This is a genomic window from Pseudomonas sp. P116 (genome assembly GCF_020149425.1).
Lineage (GTDB): Bacteria > Pseudomonadota > Gammaproteobacteria > Pseudomonadales > Pseudomonadaceae > Aquipseudomonas > Aquipseudomonas anatoliensis.
Window position 1 is genome coordinate 26,605 of sequence record NZ_JACVHB010000003.1, and the last position, 18,264, is coordinate 44,868.

Sequence of the window (18,264 nt, forward strand, 5' to 3'; positions counted from 1 at the left end):
TTGTTCTCTCCACGTGCAGGGTTGGTGTTGGAACTACGGGGCGCTCAGTGCGCCTCTTGAAGAGGGTCAAGCGCGCGAACGTGCTCGACCTGCCAGCCAAGCGGAACCACGTCGCCGACGCTGAGCCCTGGATCGAGCTCGGCAATCGGTTGTTTCACGAAGAAGTCGGTCTTGCCGCAGACTTCCAGGCGCACCCGGACGTGGTCGCCCAGATAGATGAATTCCGCCACCCTCCCTGAGAAGCGGTTAACGCATTGATCACTCGAACCGTTAAGGCTGACGCGCTCCGGACGGATCGACAGGGTCACCGGTTCGCCGGTCTGGCCGACGTTGACCGCCAGCGCCTCGACCTTCTCGCCACGGCCCAATTCGACCACGCAGCGCTCGCCGTTCTGGCTGAGCAACCGGCCGTTGAGGCGGTTGTTCTCACCGATGAAGTTGGCAACGAAGGTGTTTTTCGGTTCTTCGTAGAGGCTGCGCGGCGGCGCGATCTGCTGGATTTCGCCCTGATGGAACACGGCCACGCGGTCGGACATGGTCAGTGCTTCGCCCTGATCGTGGGTCACGTAGACCACGGTCACGCCGAGGCGCTGGTGCAGGTGTTTGATTTCCATCTGCATGTGTTCACGCAGCTGTTTGTCGAGGGCGCCGAGGGGTTCGTCCATCAGCACCAGTTGCGGTTCGAACACCAACGCGCGGGCCAGCGCCACACGCTGCTGCTGACCACCGGACAATTGCGCCGGATAACGCTGGGCGAAGGCATCGAGCTGGACCATGCTCAGGACTTTTTTCACCTTGTCGCTGACGTCGCTTTTGTTCAGGCCACGCACGCTCAACGGGAACGCGAGGTTTTCGGCCACGGTCATGTGCGGGAACAGCGCGTAGTTCTGGAACACCATGCCGATGTCGCGCTTGTGCGGCGGTACGTTGTTGATCGAGCGACCGGCCAGCAGAATCTCACCGGCAGTCGGCGTTTCGAAACCGGCGAGCATCATCAGGCTGGTGGTCTTGCCGGAACCGGACGGCCCGAGCAGGGTGAGGAATTCGCCTTTGCGAATGTCCAGGTTGAGGTCTTTGACGATCAGGTTCTCGCCGTCGTAGCTCTTCTGCACTCCACGAAAGCTGACCAGCACATCACTGGCCACTGCGCTTGTATCGACCTGGCTCATACCCACACCTTTGTTGTTGATGACTGCTTGTGTATCAAGCCTAGTGGCTGGCGGCAGTCACGCAAATCGGGGCGCAGGAGAGAATGGCCTCAGCCGGATGGAAGGTTGGGGGTAGGGATTGCCCTACAAGGATGGCGCGCATTGACAAGCGAGATACGAGCGACAAGCTGCGAGCCGCAAGAACGGGCAAAAGCGCCTGTCGCTAACAGATATGCCCACACCCCCCTCTGTAGGAGCTGCCGAAGGCTGCGATCTTTTGATCTTGTTTTTTAAGATCTAGATCAAAAGATCACAGCCTTCGGCAGCTCCTACAGGGGATCGCGTTCAGGTCAGAGGAGTTTGTGCTCCATCGCGTACTTCACCAACTCGGCCAGCGAGGTGATGTTGAGCTTCTGCATCAGCCGCGCCTTGTGCGTGCTGATGGTTTTACTGCTCAGGGCCAGTTGCTGGGCGATGTCATTGACGTTGGCGCCTTGGGCCAGACGCTCGAACACCGAGAACTCGCGTTCGGACAACAGCGAATGCAACGGCCGCGAATCAGTCAGACCGACTTCGAAGACCATGCGGTCGGCCAGATCCGGATCGATATAGCGCCCGCCGGCCGCGACTTTACGAATGGCGGTGAGCAGCAGCGCCGGATCACTGTCCTTGGTCGCATAACCCGCGGCGCCGACCTTTAACGCACGCGCGGCCATTTGCGCTTCGTCGTGCATCGACAGCACCAGAATCGCTGGCGGATTATTCAGCGCGCGGATTCGCGGGATTGCTTCCAGCCCGTTGACCCCAGGCATGGAGATGTCGAGCAAGACCACTTCGCACGGCACATGGCGCAGGGTCTCGAGCAATTGTTCGCCATTGCTCGCCTCCCCCACCACCAGCAGATCCTTGGCCAGGCCGATCAATTGCTTGATGCCCTCGCGGACGATGGTGTGGTCTTCGGCTACCAGTACACGGATCACTTGCATGCTCCTCGATTGTTGTTTTGAAGGGCAAAAGATCGCATTGATCGCATTCCCCTGTAGGAGCTGCCGAAGGCTGCGATCTTTTAGCGATCCACCGGCACCCACACATTCAGACTGGTGCCCTCCCCCGGCTCACTTTCAAGCGCCAACCGCCCGCCCATGATCAGCACCCGCTCGCGCATGCCCACCAGACCAAACGAAGTAGGCCGACCCGCAGCGGCGACAAATCCTACGCCATCATCGCTGACCGTCAGACACAACTCGTCGCCTTCCAGCACCAGCGTCAGTTCCACAGTATGCGCCTGGGCATGACGCATCACATTGGTCAGCGCCTCTTGCAGAATCCGGAACAGACCAATTGCTTTGGCATCACTGAGCGCCGGCAGATTGTCCGGCACCTGCACCAGACACGGAATCTGCGTCCGCGCTTCAAATCTTCGCGCCTGCCACTCGATTGCCGAGGCAATCCCGGCATCGAGAATCGGCGGGCGCAACGCCGTCGCCACATCGCGCACCAGCTGAAACAACTGGGCGATCAGGCGTTTCATGCTGTTCAGCCGCTCGTGCAAACCGGGGTCGAGTTGCGCGTAGGCCAATTCGCACATCGATGTCTCCAGTTTCAGCACCGTGAGCATTTGCCCCAACTCGTCGTGAACCTCCCGGGCGATCCGCGCCTTCTCTTCCTCGCGCACGCTTTCAAGGTGCGCCGACAGTTCGCGCAGTTGCTCGCGCGATGACGCCAGCTCCAGCTCGATGCGCTTGCTCTCGGTGATGTCCCAGACAATGCCGTCCCAGACATAAGCGCCATCTTCAAGCTGTCGGGTGATCGCCTTGATTTCGGCCCAACGCTGCACCCCTTGGCGCGTGAGGATTCGCCCCTGCCACGACCAGTCGCTATCGGTGTCCAGCGCCTGATCCTGGGTCTGGTGATAACTGGCCTTGTCGTCCGGATGCACCAGACTGCGCAGGCCCATGTCGCGGTGAGCGATGGCCGCCGGGGAATAACCAACCAGACTTTCGCTGCCCTCGGATATATAGGCAAAGTCGATTTGCCCGGTGACCGGCGCCCGCTCAAGTCGAAACACCAGGCCCGGCACATTGGCGGCGATGCCTTGCAGTCGCGCCTCGCTTTCCTGCAACGCGGCCAGTGCACGACGGCGTTCGGTGACGTCGGTGAGGTAAACCACCAGATATTCGCTGTCACGAAAGCGCAAGAAACTCAGCGACACGTCCGCTGGCAAAACACTGCCATCCGCGCGCACGCAACTGGTTTCGAAACTCAACGGCCCTTCTTCACTGGCCCGCGCGCGTTTCCACAGGTTGAGCCAACGGTCCATGTGCAGGCCCGGTTCGAAGTCGATCAACGGCCGCTCGATCAGCCCACCCGACGGGTAACCGAGCATGTTTTCTGCCGCCCGATTGGCGTAGCGCACGTGGCTGTCCCAGTTGACCCAAAGGATGCCGACGGTGCTTTGATCGATGGAAAACTGCGTCAGCCGCAAGGCTTCTTCGCTGGCTGCGCGCAGGGCAATGTCTTCGCGTGCGGCGAGCAGACGCTGTTCGAGGCTGTGCTGCTGACGCCGCTGCCAAAACACAATCGCCATGCAACTGAGCAGCATGACGGCGAACAACAGGCTGAGGTTCTGCCAAAACCCCGGCGACTCCGACAGCCGCGGGTATTTCGGTTGCAGCCATTGATTGTGCAGGCGTTCCAGATCCTTGGCCGGAATCGCACGCAACGCGCTCTGGACGATACCGGCAAGCTGCGGCCAATCGCGGCGCGAAGCCACTCGCAGCAGTTGCGGCAGGCCGATGTCGCCAACCACCACCAGTTCGGCGAACTCGGGTTCCACTGACAGCCGACCGAGCTGCGCTTCATCGACCACCGCGTAAGACGCCTGCTGACTCAACAACAGCTGCAACGCCTGACGCTCCAGCGGCACACCTTGCAGGTTCAGATGCGGATAGTTGCCGCGCAAATAGTCGGCGGTGGTACTCGGCATACGCACGGCGACGCGGGTCTGGCTGTCGAGTTTTTCCAGATCCACCACGCCGCTGGCCTTCTGATCGCTGACCACCAGTTGCGGCACGCGCATGTACGGATCGGAAAACTGCCAAAGGCGCAGCGCACTGGGCGTCTGTGTCAGCCCCGGAGCGATATCGATTTCGCCATCGCGCACCGCCGCTTCCAATTGCGCCAGATCCTGAAAATTACGCCAGCTCAGCTCAACATTGAGTGCCTGGGCGAGCAACTTCATCAACTCGACGTTGGCCCCGGACAACCGCTGCAAGCGTCGGTCGTATTGCGCGTACGGTGCCTGCAACACCAGGCCGACGCGCAATTCGTTGTGCTGCGCGAGCCATTGCTGCTCACTCGCCGACAATTGCGCAACGTGCGCCGGTGGCGCAGGCGCCGCCCAGCCCATCAAGGGAAACCACAAACAGCCGATAACCCACAGGCAGCAAAATCGCTTCATTGAAGTCTCTTGAACTGACAAATTCTGACCAACCCATTAGGCTGCCGGGATACTTTCTGGCCTGGAATAACCGATGCCCTCTGTTTACCGCCTGGCAATGCCAGCATTGTGCCTGTCGCTGATCCTGCCTTGTGCGTTTTCCGTCAACGCCGCCGATCCGGCCCCGGCTGCCGCAGCGGAAAAACCCGCTGAAGAAAAACCGGCCGAACGTCAGCCACTGCTTGAGCGTAGTCAGGAAGAAGCCGCGGCACTTGAACGTAAAGTGCCGGCGCAAGAACAGCAACAGTTGCAGGCCGCCAGCGAGACCTTCCTGGCCCTGTGGAAACCGGCCAACACCGCCGATCCCAAGGGCGCGGTGATTATCGTCCCGGGCGCGGGCGAGACCGCTGACTGGCCTCAGGCAATCGGCCCTTTGCGGCAGAAGTTGCCGAACGCCGAGTGGAGCAGCCTGAGCATTACCCTGCCCGATCTGCAAAGCGATGCGATCGCGCCGCGCGTGGTCGAAGCCGCAGCGGCGCCGAAAGCGCCGGAAACTGGCAGTAAGGATGCCACCACGGCGCAACCGATCGAACAGGCCGCAGGCGGTGAGGCCGAAGTCGCCGATCAGGTGGTGGCCGAGACGACTGAAGAACAGTCCAAAGCCGATGCCGAACGGATCTTCGCGCGGATCGACGCAGCCATTGCCTACGCCGAACAGCAGAGCGCACGACGCATTGTTGTGCTCGGCCACGGCACCGGCGCCTATTGGGCAACGCGTTACCTGAGCGAGCGGCAGACAGCGCAGGTGGAGAAATTCGTCATGGTCGACGCGCAGACACCGGCCAAGGCCAAACCGCCACTGGCGGAACTGACGCCAACGCTGAAACTGCCGACGGCGGATATTTTCTACATGGACAAACCGCTGGATCGCCACGCGGCGCTGGAGCGTATGCAAGCGAGCAAGCGTTTGAAGACGCCGGCGTTCAGCCAGGTGGCGCTCAGGGCCCTGCCGGATAACAAGGCCGAGCAGGAACAATTGTTCCGTCGGGTGCGCGGCTGGTTGAATCCACAGAATCCGGACTGACCAAAGCAGAAGCAAAAGCAAAAGATCGCAGCCTTCGGCAGCTCCTACATGGGATTGAAGTACGCCCTGTAGGAGCTGCCGAAGGCTGCGATCTTTTGACCTTAAAAATGCCTAACGAAAATCCCGCCGCTCACGAATCAACGTATAGGCACTGTGCAGTTCCCGAGTCCTCTCAGTCGCTTCACGCACCTGCGCAGGTGTCGCGCCGCTGCCAGCGATCTTGTCCGGGTGATGACGACTGAGCAGTCGTCGATAAGCCCGCTTGATCTGCGCCGGCTCGCTGCTCGCCGACACACCGAGCAAACGCATCGCTTCCTGATAAGTCACCGCAGCACTGACGATAGGCCGCTTGCCCGGCTCGTAATCACTGGCCAGCGCTTGCACCTGCTGAGGCGTCCAGCCGAGCCACTTGCCCCACTGCGCCAACAACTCGCGCTCACTGACACCGGCCCGGCCGTCAGCCCAGACCATGCGCCAACAGGCACGCAACACACCTTCGGTAGCATGCGGTTGCGCACTCAGACGCCGCAGATATCCGCGCAGATTATCGCCACCCGACTTACCGCGATTGAACGCGGCGATCGCCCGACGCATTGCCGGCTCGCTCATTTCCAGCGCGCGCATCTCGTTACGCGCCTGCTGGATATGCCCGTCCTTGACTTGCCCGTCGCTCTTGGCCAGACGTCCGAGCAACACAAACAACAATTCGTCGTTGCGCAGCATCGGCCGACCGCCGAGTTTTTCCCTTAAATGCCCCCAGCTTTGCAAGTGCAGACGCCGATCCAGCGCCTGCCCCAACAACGCCCCAAGCATGGCCCCCGGAATGCTGGCGATTGCAAAACCCGCTCCGGCTCCAATCAGAGTCCCTGGCCACAACATATCAGCGACTCGCTTCTATCAAGGCTTCAGCTTCGGCCAGACGCTCATGCGTACCGACATCCACCCAATGACCTTTCAGACGCTCGCCCGTCACTTCACCGTCCGCCATGGCCTTGCGCAGTAGCGGCGCCAATTTGAAAGCCCCGTCCGCGCAGCCATCGAACAACTGCGGATGCAGCACGGCGATGCCGCTGTAGGTCAGCGTCGCCGCGTTCGGCTGGCCGTCGATGACCTGCCCCTCCAGCAACGAAAAATCGCCGGTCGGGTGATGCGCCGGGTTATCCGCCAGCACCAGATGCGCCAGACCGTTGATCGGCTGATGCAGCACGCTGAAGTCGTAATCGGTCCAGATATCACCGTTGACCACCAGGAACGCATCGTCGCCAAGCAGCGGCAGCGCGCGGAAAATCCCGCCACCGGTTTCCAGCGGCTCACCTTCCGGCGAGTATTGGATGCTCAAGCCAAACTGCGAACCGTCGCCCAGATAATCCTCGATCTGCTGCCCGAGCCAGGCGTGATTGATCACGATGTCGTTGAAGCCTGCCGCCGCGAGGGCGCGTAGATGGTATTCGATTAACGGAACGCCGCCGGCACGCACCAGCGGTTTCGGGGTGGTCAGGGTCAGCGGGCGCATGCGCTCGCCTTTGCCTGCCGCCAGAATCATGGCCTTCATGCCGTCGCTCCGCCACGCAGGCTGGTAAACAGCGCTTGCAGTTCTGCCAGTTCGGGACGCCGAGCGATCACTGCTTCTATATAGGAGAAGAAACGCGGCACATCGGCGAGGTAGCGTGGCTTGCCATCGCGATGGCAAATCCGCGCGAAGATGCCGATGACTTTCAGATGGCGCTGTACGCCCATCAGGTCGCTGGCGCGCAGGAAATCTTCGAAGTCCGGCTGCACCGGTATGTTCAGCGCCGAGGCCTGCTGCCAGTAGCTTTCCAGCCAGCCGCGTACGCGCTCTTCAGGCCAGCTGAGGAAGGCATCCTTGAACAGACAGGTCACGTCGTAGGTCACCGGGCCATAGACCGCGTCCTGAAAATCCAGTACGCCGGGGTTCGGCTCGCTGAGCATCAGGTTGCGCGGCATGTAGTCGCGGTGCACCAGCACTTTGGGCTGCGCCAGCGCACTGTCGATCAGCAGGTCGCTGATGTGCTGCCACTGTTGCTGTTGAGTCGAATCGAATTCGACGCCCAGCTCACGCTTCACGTACCACTCGGGGAACAGTTCCAGCTCGCGGCGCAGCAATGCAACGTCGTAACTCGGCAGCGGAGCGACCATCGGCAATTGCTGAAAAGCCAGCAGCGCTTGCAGGGCATCGCTGAACAATGCGTCGGCATTTTCGCTGTCGATCACGTCCAGAAAGGTCTTGTTGCCCAGGTCATTGAGCAAAAGAAACCCACGTTCGAGGTCTTCGGCATAAATTTTTGGCACATTTATTCCGGATTTCGCCAGCAAAAAGGCGATATCCACGAACGGTTTGCAGTTTTCCTGGGGGGGCGGCGCGTCCATCACGACGAAGCTGCGACCCGCGCCTTCCCAACGGAAGTAACGGCGGAAACTCGCGTCGCTACTGGCCGCGGTCAACGTGGCCGGGGGCACGGCGCCCCAGCCCTGATCTGCAAACAGAATTGCCAACTGCTCATCGAGCCAAACTTTCAGGTGTTGCAAGCGTACATCTTGGTCAGGCATTGCAAGGGTCTCCGACGGCGCTAGCCGTCAAGCGGGTCATGCTTTATTATCCAGCATCTTTTTCAGACCATCGAGAGGCGTGCGGCCCACCACCGCGGGCAGATGGCACGCAGGAAGCCCGGACTAATAAGATGGCATTGAAATCCCCCGCGTTTCGTAAAAAATTTCCATTGTTGGTAACCGGCAGTCTGCTGGCTATGCAACCTCTGGCCAGTCAATTCGTTGTTGCCGCCGAGCAGTATGACTGCTCCGTATCGGCTTCGGGTGGTTGGGACTGTGCGCCCAAGACGTCGGCGGCTGCATTGCCACCACGTCCAGTGCATGACGGCAGTGCCGTCAGCGCCACCGGCGATGCCCCGAGCGATAAAGGTTCGGTTGCCGACAATGGCGCCAAGCCAACGCTGGTCACCGAAGCCAAAGGCCGCGGTTTGAAATCCCGTAGCGAAGACTTCAGTCACCTCGACTGGGTTCCGCGCGAGAAGCTTACCGCCGCCCAACTGGCCGAAACCGGCCCGTACTGCTCGGGTGCCTACATCGAACCCACTCGTCCTGGCATGAATGACAAGACGAGCAAAAGCGATGCTCCGACCTTTATCGGCGCAAAAGCTTCGCGCTATAACACCGATGATCAAGTCGGCACGCTGGCCGGTGATGTTGTCCTGCGTCAGGGCAGCATGCAGGTCGAGTCCGACGAGGCCAGCCTGTATCAGGCCGAGAGCCGCGCCGAACTCAATGGCGATGTGCGCATCCGTGACAACGGCGCACTGATCGTCGGCGACCATGCCGACGTGCAGCTCGACACCGGTGAAGCCAAGGTCGACAACGCCGAGTACGTGATGCACAAATCGCGCATTCGCGGTAGCGCGCTGTACGCCAAGCGCGCCGAGAACGCGATCATCCGCTTGAAGGACGGCACGTACACCACGTGCGAACCGAACAGCAACGCCTGGCAGCTCAAGGGCAACAACATCACCTTGAACCCGGCCACCGGCTTCGGTACCGCGACCAACGTGACGCTGCGCGTAAAAGACATTCCGATCCTGTACACGCCGTACATCTACTTCCCGATCGATGATCGTCGCCAGTCGGGCTTCCTGCCGCCGACCATTGGCACCAGCACCGATACCGGTTTCACGCTGGTCACCCCGTACTACTTCAACCTGGCACCGAACTACGACGCCACGTTGTATCCACGTTACATGAGCAAGCGTGGCATGTTGGTGGAAGGCGAGTTCCGTTATCTGACCAAGTCGAGTGAAGGCCAGTTCGGCGCTGCTTACCTGAATGACGACGACACCGAGCGCAGCAAGCAGACCGATTACGAAAAAACCCGCTACATGTACAACTGGCAGCACAAGGGCGGTCTCGACTCCCGCGTGCTCACCCAGGTTGACTACACCAAGATCAGCGATCCGTATTACTTCCAGGATCTGGAAACCGATCAGATTGGCGTGAAGTCCAGCGACTTCGTGAATCAGCAGGGCTCGGTCACCTATCGTGGCGACAGCTACACCGCGCGGTTGAATGCTCAGCAGTACCAACTGGCCACTGTTTCGAACATTACACCGTATGGTCGTTTGCCGCAGATCACCTTCACTGGTCAGCTGCCGTATCATCCGGAGGGTTTGAATTTCGATTACGAGACCGAGATTGTGCGGTTTGATCGTGATTTGAAGACCGGCGACTTCATCGACGAAGATGGGAATGCGACGCCACGTCTGGATACCAACATTCGAGGCCTGGACCGTGCCAACGGCGATCGTCTGAATCTGAAGCCAGGTGTCAGCCTGCCGATGAACTGGACCTATGGCTTCCTGAAGCCATCGCTCAAGTACCAGTACACCCAGTATCAGCTTGATCTGGACGGTACCGGCAAATCGCAGATCGCGGCGATGACTCCAGAGCAACGCAAGCTCAACGGTTCTTTCGACAGCAACCAGAATCGCGGCGTACCTATTGCCAGCGTCGACAGCGGCCTGTACTTCGACCGCAACACCTCGTTCTTTGGCAAGAACTACCGCCAGACCCTGGAACCGCGCCTGTTCTACCTCTATGTACCTGAGGTCGACCAGGAAGACATTCCAGTATTCGACACCAGCGAAAACACCTTCAGCTACGCGTCGCTGTTCCGTGACAACCGCTTCTCCGGCTCCGACCGTGTCGGTGACGAGAACAAGCTGTCGCTGGGCGTGACCAGCCGCTGGATTGAAGACGACGGGTTCGAGCGTCAACGCGTCAGCGTTGGCCAGGCGTTGTACTTCAAGGACCGCAAGGTTCAACTGCCGGGCGTCGCGTTCAACGATCGCGACGACGCGAAATCCGACGTCTCGCCATATGCGCTGGAATACGAATACCGCTGGAACCGCGATTGGCGCACCACGGCCGACTACAACTGGGATCCGGACAGCCGCAGCCCGCGTTCGGGCAGCGCGATGTTCCACTACCAGCCTGAAGATAACCCGAACAAGGTCATCAACGTCGGCTATCGCTATCGCAATGACCAGGTTCGCTACGACCAGAACACCGGTAAATGGACCGTGGGTGGTGGCGACTACGGCACCCCTGGCACACCTGGCTACGTGAAGGACTACTACAAAATCCAGCAGCATGACTTCTCGGTCATCTGGCCGATCGTTCCACAGTGGAACGCAATCAGCCGCTGGCAGTACGACTACAACCGTAACCGTACCCTGGAAGCCTTCGGTGGTTTCGAGTACGACAACTGCTGCTGGAAATTGCGCCTGATCAACCGTTACTGGGTTTCCTACGACGAATTCAGTCAGGAAGCTCCGCAAAACGAAAAAGGCGACCATGGCGTCTTCCTCCAAATTGTTCTGAAGGGACTCGGCGGCCTCACTGGCGCCAAAGTAGAGAGCTTCCTCGACAAAGGCATCCAAGGTTATCGTGAACGTGAAGACCAAGCTTTCTGATTGTCTGCGCCCGCTGATGCTGGGCGCGCTGTTCCTGGGTACTGCGGCCAACGCCGCAGTACAGTCCATCGACAAAGTGGTAGCGATCGTCGACAACGACGTGGTCATGCAGAGCCAACTGGACCAACGCGTCCACGAAGTTCAGCAGACCATCGCCAAGCGTGGCGGCGGCTCGCCGCCACCGGGCGTTCTGGATCAGCAGGTACTCGAGCGCCTGATCGTCGAAAACCTGCAACTGCAGATCGGCGAACGTTCCGGCATTCGCATCACCGATGAAGAACTGAACCAGGCGGTTGGCACCATCGCCCAGCGCAACAACATGTCCGTGGACCAGTTCCGCTCGGCTCTGGCTCGCGACGGCCTGTCTTATGACGACGCCCGCGACCAGATCCGCCGCGAGATGGTCATCAGCCGCGTCCGTCAGCGCCGTGTAGCCGAACGCATTCAGGTGTCCGAGCAGGAAGTGAAAAACTTCCTCGCCTCCGACCTGGGCAAGATGCAACTGTCCGAAGAACTGCACCTGGCCAACATCCTGATTCCGACCCCGGAAAGCGCCAACTCTGAAGCTATTCAGAACGCCGCGCGCCAGGCCATGGAGGTTTACCAGCAGCTCAAGCAAGGCGCTGACTTCGGTCAGATGGCCGTGGCCAAGTCTGCCAGTGACAACGCACTGGAAGGCGGCGACATGGGCTGGCGTAAAGCCGCGCAATTGCCACCTCCGTTCGATCGCGAACTGAGCAGCATGTCCGTCGGTGACATCACTCAGCCTGCACGCACTCCGGGCGGTTTCATCATCCTGAAGCTGCTGGCCAAGCGTGGTGGCGAAGCACAAACTCGCGATGAGGTGCACGTGCGCCACATCCTGGTCAAGCCGAGCCCGATTCGCGACGAAGCGAAAACCAAGGCCTTGGTCGAGTCGCTTTACTCTCGTATCGAAGCTGGCGAAGACTTCGCCACACTGGCCAAGAGCTATTCCGAAGACCCGGGTTCTGCCCTCAACGGCGGCGACCTGAGCTGGATCGACCCGAACGCACTGGTTCCGGAATTCCGTCAAGTGATGGCCAATACCCCACAAGGTCAGCTGTCCAAGCCGTTCCAGACCCAATACGGCTGGCACGTTCTGGAAGTCCTTGGCCGTCGTGCCACTGACAGCACCGAACAGGCCCGCGAGCAGCAAGCAATGACCGTACTGCGTAACCGCAAATACGACGAAGAGCTGCAAACCTGGCTGCGTCAGATCCGTGACGAAGCGTACGTAGAGATCAAACTCCCTGGTGCAGACCAGGCAGCGCAGTGAAACCCAAGCGTTTCGCGCTGACACCCGGCGAACCAGCCGGCATCGGTCCCGACCTGTGCCTGCTGCTCGCCTCGCAAGTCCAGCCACACCCCCTGATTGCCATCACCAGCCGCGACCTGCTCCTTGAGCGGGCCGCGCAGCTGGGGCTGGCCGTCAATCTGCTGGAAGTCGGGCCGAATCACTGGCCCGACACCCCGGCACCGGCTAACAGTCTCTATGTCTGGGATACACCGCTCAGCGCCCCTGTGGTCGCCGGGCAACTGGACAAGGCCAATGCCGCTTTCGTCCTCGAGACCCTGACCCGCGCCGGCAACGGCTGCCTCAACGGCGACTTCGCCGGGATGATCACGGCGCCCGTCCACAAGGGCGTGATCAACGAGTCGGGGATCGCGTTTTCCGGACACACCGAATTTCTGGCTGACCTGACCCATACCTCCCAGGTCGTGATGATGCTTGCCACGCGCGGTTTGCGCGTGGCACTGGTCACCACTCACCTGCCCTTGCGCGAGATTGCCGACGCAATAACGCCGGAGCGACTGGAGCGGGTCACACGGATTCTGCACGCCGACCTGCAAGGAAAATTCGGCATTGCCCAGCCTCGCATTCTGGTCTGCGGCCTCAACCCGCACGCCGGTGAAGGCGGACATCTGGGCCATGAAGAAATCGACATCATCGAACCTACATTAGAGCGCCTGCGCGGCGAGGGCATGGACCTTCGTGGCCCGCTGCCAGCCGATACTCTGTTTACCCCCAAATATCTGGAGCACTGCGATGCAGTGCTGGCGATGTACCACGACCAGGGCCTGCCCGTGCTGAAGTACAAAGGCTTCGGCGCTGCGGTCAACGTGACCCTGGGCCTGCCGATCATCCGTACTTCGGTTGACCACGGCACCGCCCTCGATCTGGCCGGCAGCGGCAAGATCGACACCGGCAGCCTGCAAGTCGCCCTGGAAACCGCCTACCAGATGGCCGAGACCCGTTTATGACCGAGCAATACCAACACAAGGCGCGCAAACGCTTTGGCCAGAACTTCCTGCACGATGCCGGCGTCATCGACCGCATCCTGCGCTCCATCAGCGCCAAGCCCACAGATCGCCTGCTGGAGATCGGCCCGGGCCAGGGTGCATTGACCGCCGGTCTGCTGAATTCCGGTGGGCAACTGGACGTGGTGGAACTGGACAAGGATCTGATCCCGATCCTCAACCAGCAGTTTGCCGGCAAAAGCAATTTCAACCTGCATCAGGGCGACGCGCTGAAGTTCGACTTCAACACGCTCAACGCCGCACCGAACAGCCTGCGTGTGGTCGGCAACCTGCCGTACAACATCTCCACGCCGCTGATTTTCCACCTGTTGAACAACGCCGGCATCATTCGCGACATGCACTTCATGCTGCAGAAGGAAGTGGTCGAGCGCCTGGCCGCAGGCCCTGGTGGTGGTGACTGGGGTCGTCTGTCGATCATGGTTCAGTACCATTGCCGCGTCGAACACCTGTTCAACGTCGGCCCGGGCGCGTTCAACCCGCCGCCGAAGGTCGATTCGGCCATCGTTCGCCTGGTGCCGCACGCGGTACTGCCGCACCCGGCCAAGGATCATCGTTTGCTGGAACGCGTCGTGCGCGAAGCCTTCAACCAGCGCCGCAAGACTCTGCGTAACACGCTCAAGCAATTGATGAGCAACGCCGAGATCGAAGCCGCCGGCGTCGATGGCAGCCTGCGCCCGGAACAACTCGACCTGGCGGCCTTCGTGCGCCTGGCCGACAAGCTCAGCGAGCAAGTCCCTGAAGCTCCCGCCGCCGACTGACCGGCGATGAACGCTATCGGGCAGCACGCCACTCTGGTTTACTGCCCGATACTTGCCTAGACTGAATCCCCATCAGCTACGCCCCGCGTTCCGCTTCGTTTAAGGCCTCTTGCATGTCCGATTCCCGTTACCAGGTCGATGTCAGCGTCGTTACCCACTATCTGGCAGACCAATCGCAACCCGAGCACGACCGCTTCGCCTTCGCCTACACCATCACCGTGCAAAACAACGGCGAGATCCCTGCTCGATTGATTTCGCGGCACTGGGTGATCACCGACGGTGACGGCCATAAAGAAGAAGTTCGCGGCGCAGGCGTGGTCGGCCAGCAACCGTTGATCGACGTCGGCAAAAGCCATACCTACAGCAGTGGCACAGTGATGACGACCAGGGTCGGCACCATGCAGGGTACCTACGAAATGGTCGCCGACGACGGTAAACATTTCGATGCCGTCATCAAACCCTTCCGCCTCGCCGTGCCCGGAGCCTTGCACTGATGGCAACGTACGCGGTCGGTGACCTGCAAGGCTGCCTCGAACCGCTCAAATGTCTGCTCAGGCAAGTAGCGTTCGATCCCACGCTTGATCGGCTCTGGCTGGTCGGCGATCTGGTCAACCGCGGCCCGCAGTCGCTGGAAACCCTGCGTTTTCTATATGGCATGCGCGAATCGCTGGTCTGTGTCCTCGGCAACCATGACCTGCACCTGCTCGCCGCGGCAAAAAACATCGAACGCCTGAAGAAATCCGACACCCTGCGCGAAATTCTCGACGCCCCCGACTGTGACGAACTGCTTGATTGGGTTCGCCAGCAAAAACTCATGCACTACGACGAGACGCGTGACGTTGCCATGGTCCATGCCGGCATCCCGCCGCAATGGTCTGTGCGCCGCGCCTTGAAGTGTGCCAATGAAGTCGAAACGGCCCTGCGTGACGACAACCTGTTGCCCGCGTTCCTCGACGGCATGTACGGCAACGAGCCGGCAAAGTGGGACAACGACCTCAAAGGCGTCACCCGCCTGCGCGTGATCACCAACTATTTCACCCGCATGCGATTCTGCACTGTCGAGGGCAAACTCGATCTCAAGAGCAAGGAAGGTCTCGATACCGCCCCGCCCGGTTACAAACCTTGGTTCCAGCATAAAGAGCGCAAGACCAAGGGATTGCGGATCATCTTTGGACACTGGGCGGCACTGGAGGGCAATATCCATGAGCCAGGCATCTCGGCTCTGGACACGGGCTGCGTCTGGGGCGGCAGCCTCACCCTGATGAACGTCGACAGCGGCGAACGCCTTTCCTGCAAATGCGATGAACATGGCGGCGCGCTGTCCCCGCTCACACCACTTATCCCCGAAACTTCGCCAGTCAGCGCCCCGCGTTAGACTGCGCAATCAGCCGAGCAACAGGAACCCGCCATGAGCGAATTCAAACGCATCTCCCCGGAACAGGCCCAGGCCCTGCGCGAGCAAGGCGCGGTGATGGTCGATGTCCGTGATCCTGCTACCTTCGCCGCACTGCATATCAGCGGCTCGAAGCATCTGGACAACGTTTCCATCTCCGATTTCATCCGTGCCGCCGACCTTGATGCACCTACGGTAGTGGTCTGCTACCACGGCAACTCCAGCCAGAGCGCCGCCGCGTACCTGATCAGTCAGGGCTTCTCCGACGTCTATAGCATGGACGGCGGCTTCGAGCTCTGGCGCACGACCTACCCTTCGGAAACCTCGCAAGGCACCGCCGAATAATTTTTTTGTAGCGCGCAGGCCCCGGCTCCCGCGGGCCCGCGCGTGGCAGACGAACGGTCTGCCACAACTAATTACGTATCTCGCCTTTACCTCCCGAATTCCCAACTATCCTTAAGCCCAGGCCATCCAAAACAGGGGAGAGCCGGTACACCGGCGCACGGGTCATCGGGAGTGACTTTCAAGGTTGTCGACCGCGAAAGTGTTCTGGGGGGTAAACAAGTGGCCACCACGGCTGCTTGCCAGCATCGACTGAGTGATCCGGCGTCGGCTCCACGTATCGAGCGAGGTGACGTCATGAGTATCTTTAGCCACTTCCAACAACGCTTCGAGTCCACACGCCAGGAAGAACTCTCGCTGCAAGAGTACCTGGAGCTGTGCAAGCAAGACCGTAGCGCCTACGTTTCCGCCGCCGAGCGTCTATTGCTGGCCATCGGCGAACCGGAACTGCTCGACACCTCGACCAATTCGAGGCTGTCACGCATCTTCTCCAACAAGGTGATCCGTCGGTATCCGGCCTTTGAAGACTTCCACGGGATGGAAGAATGCATCGACCAGATCGTGTCGTATTTCCGCCATGCCGCCCAAGGCCTTGAAGAGAAGAAACAGATCCTCTATCTGCTCGGCCCTGTCGGTGGCGGTAAGTCGTCCCTGGCCGAGAAGCTGAAACAGCTGATCGAAAAAGTGCCCTTCTACGCGATCAAGGGTTCGCCGGTATTCGAGTCGCCGCTGGGTCTGTTCAACGCCACCGAAGATGGCGCGATCCTCGAGGAAGATTTCGGCATTCCCAAACGCTACCTCAACACAATAATGTCGCCTTGGGCGACCAAACGCCTGGCCGAATTCGGCGGCGACATCAGTCAGTTCCGCGTGGTCAAACTGTATCCGTCGATCCTCAACCAGATCGCCGTGGCCAAGACCGAACCGGGCGACGAGAACAACCAGGATATTTCGGCGCTGGTCGGTAAGGTCGACATCCGCAAACTCGAGGAATACCCACAGAACGACGCCGACGCCTACAGCTACTCCGGTGCGCTGTGCCGGGCCAACCAGGGCCTGATGGAATTCGTCGAAATGTTCAAGGCACCGATCAAGGTGCTGCACCCACTGCTGACTGCCACTCAGGAAGGCAATTACAACAGTACCGAAGGTTTAGGCGCGATTCCGTTCACCGGGATTCTGCTCGCCCACTCCAACGAATCGGAGTGGCACACCTTCCGCAACAACAAGAACAACGAAGCCTTCATCGACCGGATCTACATCGTGAAGGTGCCGTACTGCCTGCGCGTCAGCGATGAAGTAAAAATCTACGACAAACTGCTGTTCAACAGCTCTCTGGCCAAAGCGCATTGCGCACCCGACACCTTGAAGATGCTGGCGCAATTCACCGTGCTGTCGCGCCTCAAGGAGCCGGAAAACTCCAACATCTATTCGAAGATGCGCGTGTACGACGGCGAAAACCTCAAGGACACCGATCCGAAAGCCAAGTCGATTCAGGAATACCGCGACACGGCCGGCGTCGACGAGGGCATGAACGGTCTGTCGACTCGATTCGCGTTCAAGATCCTTTCCAAGGTCTTCAACTTCGATCCGCATGAAATTGCCGCCAACCCAGTGCATCTGCTGTACGTGCTGGAACAGCAGATCGAACAGGAACAGTTCCAGGCGGAAACGCGCGAGCGTTATCTGCGCTTCCTGAAGGAGTATCTGGCACCGCGTTACATCGAATTCATCGGCAAGGAGATCCAGACCGCTTACCTGGAGTCCTACAGCGAGTACGGCCAAAACATCTTCGACCGCTACGTGCTGTATGCAGATTTCTGGATTCAGGATCAGGAATACCGCGATCCGGAAACCGGCGAGATTCTCAACCGTGTCGCCCTCAACGAGGAACTGGAGAAAATCGAAAAACCGGCCGGCATCAGCAATCCGAAGGATTTCCGCAACGAGATCGTCAACTTCGTGTTGCGCGCCCGGGCCAACAACAACGGCAAGAACCCGACCTGGCTCAGCTACGAAAAACTGCGGGTGGTCATCGAGAAGAAAATGTTCTCGAACACCGAAGACCTGCTGCCAGTCATCAGCTTCAATGCCAAGGCCAGCAAAGAGGACCAGCAGAAACACAACGACTTCGTTACACGAATGGTCGAACGCGGCTACACCGACAAACAGGTACGGCTACTTTCCGAATGGTACCTACGGGTCCGGAAGTCGCAGTGAAGCAGTTGCAAGCTTCTAGCTCCAGGCTGCAAGAGAACAGCG

15 protein-coding genes are annotated in these 18,264 nt (G+C 59.9%); 9 read left to right on the forward strand and 6 right to left on the reverse strand.

The annotated features are described in order from the left end of the window. Positions 1-44 precede the first annotated feature (44 nt). The 3 genes from ICA15_RS10565 to ICA15_RS10575 form a co-directional block, all read right to left on the reverse strand. Positions 45-1,169, reverse strand: coding sequence for an ABC transporter ATP-binding protein (locus ICA15_RS10565; RefSeq protein ID WP_210553551.1), 1,125 nt, complete (start codon positions 1,167-1,169; stop codon positions 45-47). Between the two features lie 329 nt (positions 1,170-1,498). Continuing rightward, on the reverse strand, positions 1,499-2,134 hold the full coding sequence (locus ICA15_RS10570) for a response regulator transcription factor (protein WP_191627718.1): 636 nt from the start codon (positions 2,132-2,134) through the stop codon (positions 1,499-1,501). A gap of 80 nt (positions 2,135-2,214) precedes the next feature. Further along, positions 2,215-4,608, reverse strand: coding sequence for a PAS domain S-box protein (locus ICA15_RS10575; protein ID WP_210553550.1), 2,394 nt, complete (start codon positions 4,606-4,608; stop codon positions 2,215-2,217). Positions 4,609-4,681: 73 nt separating this feature from the next. Between ICA15_RS10575 and ICA15_RS10580 the strand changes: the two genes are divergently transcribed. Further along, positions 4,682-5,671, forward strand: coding sequence for an alpha/beta hydrolase family protein (locus ICA15_RS10580; RefSeq protein ID WP_210553549.1), 990 nt, complete (start codon positions 4,682-4,684; stop codon positions 5,669-5,671). A gap of 111 nt (positions 5,672-5,782) precedes the next feature. On the opposite strand, the gene ICA15_RS10585 is transcribed toward ICA15_RS10580, so the two are convergent. From ICA15_RS10585 to ICA15_RS10595, 3 genes are read right to left on the reverse strand one after another with little or no spacing between them, the layout of a single operon-like run. Then, a complete protein-coding gene (locus ICA15_RS10585) occupies positions 5,783-6,550 on the reverse strand; it encodes a TerB family tellurite resistance protein (protein WP_210553548.1) in 768 nt (255 codons plus the stop codon). Between the two features lies 1 nt (position 6,551). Further along, positions 6,552-7,223, reverse strand: a complete 672-nt coding sequence (gene murU / locus ICA15_RS10590) for an N-acetylmuramate alpha-1-phosphate uridylyltransferase MurU (RefSeq protein WP_150617730.1) — start codon at positions 7,221-7,223, stop codon at positions 6,552-6,554. Continuing rightward, complete coding sequence (locus ICA15_RS10595) at positions 7,220-8,239, reverse strand: aminoglycoside phosphotransferase family protein (protein ID WP_150601832.1); 1,020 nt, start codon at positions 8,237-8,239, stop codon at positions 7,220-7,222. Before ICA15_RS10595 ends, murU begins: the two co-directional genes overlap by 4 nt. A gap of 131 nt (positions 8,240-8,370) precedes the next feature. On the opposite strand from ICA15_RS10595, the gene ICA15_RS10600 reads away from it, so the two are divergent. From ICA15_RS10600 to ICA15_RS10635, 8 genes are all read left to right on the forward strand, one after another. After that, positions 8,371-11,169, forward strand: a complete 2,799-nt coding sequence (locus tag ICA15_RS10600; protein WP_210553547.1) for an LPS-assembly protein LptD — start codon at positions 8,371-8,373, stop codon at positions 11,167-11,169. Next, positions 11,144-12,466 (forward strand): peptidylprolyl isomerase SurA, encoded by a 1,323-nt coding sequence (gene surA, locus ICA15_RS10605; protein ID WP_210553546.1) that lies wholly within the window; start codon positions 11,144-11,146, stop codon positions 12,464-12,466. Before ICA15_RS10600 ends, surA begins: the two co-directional genes overlap by 26 nt. Beyond that, positions 12,463-13,452: a 4-hydroxythreonine-4-phosphate dehydrogenase PdxA gene (gene pdxA, locus ICA15_RS10610; RefSeq protein WP_210553545.1), complete on the forward strand. Its 990-nt coding sequence runs from the start codon at positions 12,463-12,465 to the stop codon at positions 13,450-13,452. The genes surA and pdxA overlap by 4 nt, the downstream gene beginning before the upstream one ends. After that, on the forward strand, positions 13,449-14,267 hold the full coding sequence (rsmA, locus tag ICA15_RS10615) for a 16S rRNA (adenine(1518)-N(6)/adenine(1519)-N(6))-dimethyltransferase RsmA (RefSeq protein WP_150601836.1): 819 nt from the start codon (positions 13,449-13,451) through the stop codon (positions 14,265-14,267). The genes pdxA and rsmA overlap by 4 nt, the downstream gene beginning before the upstream one ends. A gap of 113 nt (positions 14,268-14,380) precedes the next feature. After that, a complete protein-coding gene (gene apaG / locus ICA15_RS10620; RefSeq protein WP_042561385.1) occupies positions 14,381-14,761 on the forward strand; it encodes a Co2+/Mg2+ efflux protein ApaG in 381 nt (126 codons plus the stop codon). Continuing rightward, positions 14,761-15,642: a symmetrical bis(5'-nucleosyl)-tetraphosphatase gene (locus tag ICA15_RS10625; RefSeq protein WP_150617735.1), complete on the forward strand. Its 882-nt coding sequence runs from the start codon at positions 14,761-14,763 to the stop codon at positions 15,640-15,642. The genes apaG and ICA15_RS10625 overlap by 1 nt, the downstream gene beginning before the upstream one ends. Before the next feature lie 33 nt (positions 15,643-15,675). Then, positions 15,676-16,005, forward strand: coding sequence for a thiosulfate sulfurtransferase GlpE (glpE, locus tag ICA15_RS10630; RefSeq protein ID WP_210553544.1), 330 nt, complete (start codon positions 15,676-15,678; stop codon positions 16,003-16,005). A 294-nt stretch (positions 16,006-16,299) separates the two neighbouring features. Then, positions 16,300-18,222: a PrkA family serine protein kinase gene (locus ICA15_RS10635; protein ID WP_042561388.1), complete on the forward strand. Its 1,923-nt coding sequence runs from the start codon at positions 16,300-16,302 to the stop codon at positions 18,220-18,222. Positions 18,223-18,264 lie beyond the last annotated feature (42 nt).